Source organism: Geminicoccus flavidas (assembly GCF_009806515.1).
Lineage (GTDB): Bacteria > Pseudomonadota > Alphaproteobacteria > Geminicoccales > Geminicoccaceae > Geminicoccus > Geminicoccus flavidus.
This window is the reverse complement of the sequence record NZ_WUJP01000653.1, coordinates 1-4351: the sequence shown is the minus strand read 5'-3', so window position 1 is coordinate 4351 and position 4351 is coordinate 1. Positions and strand designations below refer to the sequence as shown.

The following is a 4351-nucleotide window of genomic DNA, read 5'->3' as shown; positions in this document are numbered from 1 at the left end:
GACGGCGCAGCGGCCATCAGTGAGCCGAGCGCGATTCCAGCGGCCGCCAGGACGGCCGCGATACGGCTGCGCATGATGTCCCCCCCAGGACAATTGCAGGTTTCAAGCTCAGTACTGCTCCGCCCGCCACTGCGTGCCGGAACCCAGCACAGTCGGCTTTAGCCTGTTGCTGGGCGGGAACGGATCAGCACCTGATCTGATAGATGATCTGACACGTGGTTCCTGACGGGTAAACCAATTCTCGGTGATTCTGGACCTATGTGACATCCTATTAATCCGGAGGTCGCAGTATACGAAGGTCCTGTTCTTTTCATTACACAGCGTTCAGGAAAAGCAGCTCAAAATCTTCTCACACAGCCTCTAAAGACATTCAACAACAACGAACGTTTACGAAGCGTCCGGGCGGCGCGCCGCCGCAACAACTTTCAAGGTTTCCTGTAATATATTTCCACCCTCCCGGCGAAGATCCCGGCCTCGCGCGGAAGCATCCGGCCCAGGACACGAAAAAGGCCCGGAAGCGCGATGCGCCGCCGGGCCTTTGCACTCAAAAGACCAGTGAAAGGGTCGGGTTCAGCGGCGCGCCAGCGCCCGCCTGCCCGGATAAACGGCCTGCTCGCCCAGTTGCTCCTCGATCCGCAGCAACTGATTGTATTTCGCCAGCCGGTCGGAGCGGGACAGGGATCCGGTCTTGATCTGGCCGCAATTGGTGGCGACCGCGAGATCGGCGATGGTCGCGTCCTCGGTCTCGCCCGAGCGGTGCGACATCACCGAGCGATAGGCGGCGACCTTGGCGGTCTCCACCGCGTCCAGCGTCTCGGACAGCGTGCCGATCTGGTTCACCTTGATCAGGATCGCGTTGGCGATGCCCTGCTCGATGCCGTCCTTCAGGATCTTGGGGTTGGTCACGAACAAATCGTCGCCCACGAGCTGCACCCGATCGCCCAGCCGCTCGGTCAACAGCTTCCAGCCCGCCCAGTCGCCCTCGCCCATGCCGTCCTCGATCGAATGGATCGGGAACCTGTCACAGAGCCCGGCTAGGAAGTCGACCATGCCGGCACTGTCGACCTTCTTGCCCTCGCCCGCCATGTCGTAGGCGCCGTCGTGGAAGAACTCCGAGGCGGCACAGTCGAGGGCGAACACGATGTCCTCGCCGGTCCGGTAGCCCGCCGCTGCCACCGCCTTGTCCAGGAACGCCAGGGCCGCCTCGGCGCTCCCCAGGTTCGGCGCAAAGCCGCCCTCGTCGCCGACATTGGTGTTGTGCCCGGCGTCTTTGAGCGCCTTCTTCAGGGCGTGGAACACCTCCGTGCCCATGCGCAGCGCTTCCGAGAAGGATGGCGCGCCCACCGGCATGATCATGAACTCCTGGATGTCGATCGGGTTGTCAGCATGGGCGCCGCCATTGATGACGTTCATCATCGGCACCGGCAGCACCCTGGCCGAGGTCCCGCCGACATAGCGGTAGAGCGGCAGGCCGAGCTGCGCCGCCGCGGCCTTGGCGGTGGCGAGGCTCACGCCCAGCAGGGCGTTGGCGCCCAGCCGGCTCTTGGCTTCCGTGCCGTCCAGCTCGATCAGCGACCGGTCGATCGCCTCCTGATCCGTGGCGTCCATGCCGAGGATCGCATCGGCGATCTCGCCATTGACCGCATCGACCGCCTTGCCAACGCCCTTGCCCAGCCAGCGGGTCTTGTCGCCGTCGCGCAGCTCGATCGCCTCGCGCGAGCCGGTGGAAGCCCCCGACGGCACGGCGGCACGGCCGAGCGCCCCCTCGGCGAGCGTCACTTCCACCTCGACGGTCGGGTTGCCGCGACTGTCCAGGATCTGGCGGGCATGGAGGCCCACGATGTCGGTATCGAACATGACCAGGGGTTCCTCTGGTTTCTCAGGCGAGCTTGGGGAGCGGGCGCGTCTTCGCCAGGTGATCGAACGTCACGAGGTCGGTCAGGACCTCCTCCATCCGGTCGAGCGGCACCTGGTTCGGCCCGTCGGAGATCGCCTGGTCCGGCCGATCATGACTCTCGATGAACACCGAGGCCACCCCCAGCGCCACCGCAGCGCGGGCCAGCAGCGGCACGAACCGGCGCTCGCCACCGGACGCACCGCCCTGCCCGCCCGGCTGCTGCACCGAATGGGTGGCATCGAACACGACCGGCCAGCCGGTCTCCTCCAGATAGGTGAGGCCGCGGAAATCTGTGACGAGCGTGTTGTAGCCGAACGAGGTGCCGCGGTCGGTGAGCAGGATGCCCCTGGCCCCGGCCTCTTCCAGCTTCCGCGCCACGTTCTTCATGTCCCAGGGGGCCAGGAACTGCCCCTTCTTGACGTTCACCACCGCCCCGGTCTCGGCAGCGGCGACCAGCAGGTCGGTCTGCCGCGACAGGAAGGCCGGGATCTGGAGGATGTCCACCACCTCGGCGACCGGCTGGCACTGCTGGCTTTCATGGACGTCGGTGAGCACCGGGCAGCCATGCCGGGCCTTCACCTCAGCCAGGATGTCCAGGCCCTTGGCCATGCCCACGCCGCGCGCGGCGCCGCCGCTGGTCCGGTTCGCCTTGTCGAAGCTCGACTTGAAGACGAACGGGATCTCCAGCCGGGTGGTGAGCTGCACCAGCGCATCGGCCATGAACAGGGCATGGTCGCGGCTCTCGATGGCGCAGGGCCCGGCGATCAGGACGAACGGCCTGCTCCGGCCAAACGTCACCGGCCCGGCCGTCACCTCATGCTGCATGACAGGACCCTTTCGCTGCTTGCACGTGCCGGCGCGGCTCAGACCAGGCGGGACTGGCGCACCGCCGCCTCGATGAACGAGGCGAACAGGGGATGCGGCGCGAACGGGCGCGACTTGAACTCGGGATGGAACTGCACGCCGACGAACCAGGGATGGTCCGGGATCTCGACGATCTCCGGCAGGATCCCGTCCGGCGACAGGCCGGTGAAGATCAGCCCGGCCGCCTCCAGCCGCTCCCGATACTCGACATTGACCTCGTAGCGGTGCCGGTGGCGCTCGGAGATGACCGGGGCGCCATAGATCCGCCTTGCCAGGCTGCCTTCCTGCAGATGCGCGGGATAGCCGCCCAGCCGCATGGTGCCGCCCAGCGCGCCGCCCTGCACCCGCCGCTCCCGCCGCCCGTCCCGCTCCCATTCGGTGAGCAGCCCGACGATCGGGTCGACGCAGGGGCCGAACTCGGTCGACGACGCGCCGTTGATGCCGGCGACATGGCGCGCGACCTCGATGCAGGCGAGCTGCATGCCAAAGCAGATGCCCAAGAACGGCAGCTTCTCGGTGCGGGCATAGGTGATCGCGGCGATCTTGCCGTCCACGCCGCGCTCGCCGAACCCGCCCGGCACCAGCACCGCCGAGCAGCCGTCGAGGGCGTGGTGGCCATGCGCGCCGCCGACCTGCTCGGCCTCGATCCAGCGCAGATGCACCTTCACCCGGTTGGCGATCCCGCCATGAACCAGCGCCTCGCCCAGCGACTTGTAGGCATCGGCCATGCCGGCATACTTGCCGACGATGCCGATGGTCACCTCGCCTTCCGGGCGCTCGATCGCATGGGTGATGGCGCGCCAGGTGTCTACGTCCGGCTCGTGCTCGTGCGGCAGGCCCAGCGCCTTCAGGACCTGAACGTCCAGGCCTTCCTGATGGTAGAGGATCGGCACCTCGTAGATCGAGCGGGCGTCCAGGGCGGCGATCACCGCTTCCGGCCGCACCGAGCACTGCATCGCGATCTTGCGCCGCGCGTCGTGCGAAATCGGGTGCTCGGAGCGGCAGACCAGCACGTCTGGCTGGATGCCGAGGGCCCGCAGCTCCCGCACCGAATGCTGGGTGGGCTTGGTCTTCAGCTCCTTGGCCGACTGGAGGAACGGCACGAGCGTCACGTGGACGAAGCAGGTCCGCTCCGAGCCCAGCTCCCAGCCGACCTGGCGGATCGCCTCCAGGAAGGGCAGGCCCTCGATGTCGCCGATCGTGCCGCCGATCTCGCAGAGCACGATGTCGGCATCGCCGGTATCGCCCTGGATCGCTTCCTTGATCGTGTCGGTGACGTGCGGGATCACCTGCACGGTGCCGCCTAAGTAGTCGCCGCGCCGCTCGCGCTCCAGCACGCGCGAATAGATCCGGCCGGACGACGTGCTGTCGCTGCCGCGCGCATAGACACCGGTGAAGCGCTCGTAATGGCCGAGGTCCAGGTCGGTCTCGGCCCCGTCCTCGGTGACGAACACCTCGCCGTGCTGGTACGGGCTCATCGTGCCCGGGTCGACATTGAGGTAGGGGTCGAACTTGCGGAGACGGACGCGGTAGCCCCTGAGCTGCAGGAGCGCTCCGAGTGCGGCGGCTGCCAGGCCCTTACCGAGCGAG

The 4351-nt window shown here is 67.2% G+C and carries 3 protein-coding genes; all 3 read right to left on the bottom strand.

Annotation, left to right across the window (positions count from 1 at the left end; all coding sequences use genetic code 11):
* Positions 1 to 570: 570 nt before the first annotated feature.
* Positions 571 to 1857, bottom strand: a complete 1287-nt coding sequence (eno, locus tag EQG76_RS18595) for a phosphopyruvate hydratase (protein ID WP_159715871.1) — start codon at positions 1855 to 1857, stop codon at positions 571 to 573.
* Between the two features lie 22 nt (positions 1858 to 1879).
* Complete coding sequence (gene kdsA, locus EQG76_RS18590; protein ID WP_159715870.1) at positions 1880 to 2722, bottom strand: 3-deoxy-8-phosphooctulonate synthase; 843 nt, start codon at positions 2720 to 2722, stop codon at positions 1880 to 1882.
* Positions 2723 to 2760: 38 nt separating this feature from the next.
* Positions 2761 to 4351 (bottom strand): CTP synthase (locus tag EQG76_RS18585; protein WP_159715869.1); only part of this gene is annotated, 1591 nt, incomplete at its 5' end.

Coding starts and splice junctions, on each gene's coding strand:
- eno (WP_159715871.1), bottom strand. CDS start 1,857: ATGTTCGATACCGACATCGTGGGCCTCCATGCCCGCCAGATCCTGGAC.
- kdsA (WP_159715870.1), bottom strand. CDS start 2,722: ATGCAGCATGAGGTGACGGCCGGGCCGGTGACGTTTGGCCGGAGCAGG.